Origin of the sequence: Streptomyces sp. NPDC059002 (assembly GCF_042740435.1) — a bacterium.
In the GTDB taxonomy this organism is placed as follows: domain Bacteria; phylum Actinomycetota; class Actinomycetes; order Streptomycetales; family Streptomycetaceae; genus Streptomyces.
The window spans coordinates 1-1,715 of sequence record NZ_JBHYJI010000154.1 but is presented as its reverse complement, the minus strand read 5'-3'; the positions used below and the strand labels follow the sequence as shown (position 1 = coordinate 1,715).

Annotated in this window: 1 protein-coding gene; it reads left to right on the top strand. The window is 72.7% G+C overall.

Translation table 11 applies throughout. The features are described 5' to 3' along the window. A partial coding sequence (locus ACFWZ2_RS43600; RefSeq protein WP_384555356.1) for a condensation domain-containing protein occupies nucleotides 1–1,715 on the top strand: 1,715 nt, incomplete at both ends.

Genomic DNA, 1,715 nt, shown 5'->3' with positions numbered 1-1,715 from the left:
CGTCGATGACAACTTCTTCGCCCTCGGCGGGCACTCCCTCCTCGCCGTCCGCCTGATCAGCCGGATCCGCACGGTCCTCGGCGTCGAGGTGCCGCTGCGGACCCTGTTCGAGACGCCGACGGCCGCCGCCCTCGCGGGCAGGCTCGCCGGTGCCGGAACCGCGCGTCCCACGCTGGCGGCCGGAGAGCGCCCGGAGCGGATCCCGCTGTCCTTCGCCCAGCGGCGCCTGTGGTTCATCGGGCAGTTGGAGGGCCCGAGCGCCACCTACAACGTGCCGGTGTCCCTGCGGCTGTCGGGCGGGGTGGACCGGGAGGCCCTGGAAGCGGCGCTGTGGGACGTGATCGGGCGGCACGAGGTGCTCCGTACGGTCTTCGAGATCGCGGACGGCGAGCCGTACCAGCGGATCATGGACCTGGAGGACCTGGCCTGGGAACTGTCGGTGGCCGAGGTGGCCCCGGCAGACCTCGCGTCCGCGATCGGGGAGGCGGAGAGGCACGCGTTCGACCTCTCGGCCGAGCCGCCGATCCGCACCTGGCTGTTCGACGCGGGCCCCGATGAGCAGGTGCTCGTGGTCGTGGTCCACCACATCGCCGGTGACGGCTGGTCCATGGGCCCGCTCGCCCGGGACGTCTCGGTCGCCTACGCGGCGCGCCGCGCGGGCCGGGCGCCCGAGTGGGCGCCGCTGCCGGTCCAGTACGCGGACTACACGCTGTGGCAGCGGGAGTTGCTGGGCGACGAGGCAGACCCGGACAGTGTCATCGCGCGCCAAATTGCCTACTGGAGCGAGGAGTTGGCGGACTCCCCGGTCGAGCTGGAGCTGCCGTTCGACCGGCCGCGTCCGATGGTGGCGTCCCACCTCGGGCACAGCGTTCCACTGAAAGTCCCCGCCAAGGTGCACGCGCGGCTCGTCGAGATGGCGCGGGCCGAGGGCGTGACCACGTTCATGGTGCTGCAAGCAGCCCTGGCCACGCTGCTGTCGAAGCTGGGCGCGGGGACGGACATCCCGATCGGCTCGGCGAACGCGGGCCGTACGGACGAGGCGCTGGACGACCTCGTCGGCTTCTTCATCAACACGCTGGTGGTCCGCGCGGACCTGTCGGGCGATCCGACCTTCCGCGAGGTCCTTGGCCGGGTACGGGAGAAGAGCCTGGCGGCGATGGCCCACCAGGACGTGCCGTTCGAGAAGCTGGTGGAGGAACTGGCCCCGACCCGATCCATGGCCCGGCACCCGCTGTTCCAGACCGTCCTCACCCTGCAGAACACGATCGACGCGGTGCTCGACCTGCCCGGACTGCGGGCGGGCGCGGTGTCGGCTGAGGACGCCGAGCACGCGTCGGGGCGCGCGGCCGTGAAGTTCGACCTCGACGTCATGGTTGCCGAGACCTTCGACGCGGCTGGCGCCCCGGCGGGGCTGGGCGGATCGGTCACCGTCGCCGCCGACCTGTTCGACCCCGGGTGGGCCGAGCGGATCGCCGACGCGTGGGCCGGGCTCCTGGAGCTGCTGTCGGAGGACCCGGGCCGGCGCCTGAGCGCGCTGGACGTCCTGGCCGAGGGCGAGCGCCGCCGGCTGCTGGTGGAGTGGAACGACATGGCGTGTGGGACTCCGGCCGGGCTGGTGCACGAGTCGTTCGAGGCATGGGTGGCTGGCGCGCCTGGGGCTGTGGCGATCGTCTCCGAGGGTTCCCGGGTGTCGTACGCCGAGCTGGAGGCGCGGG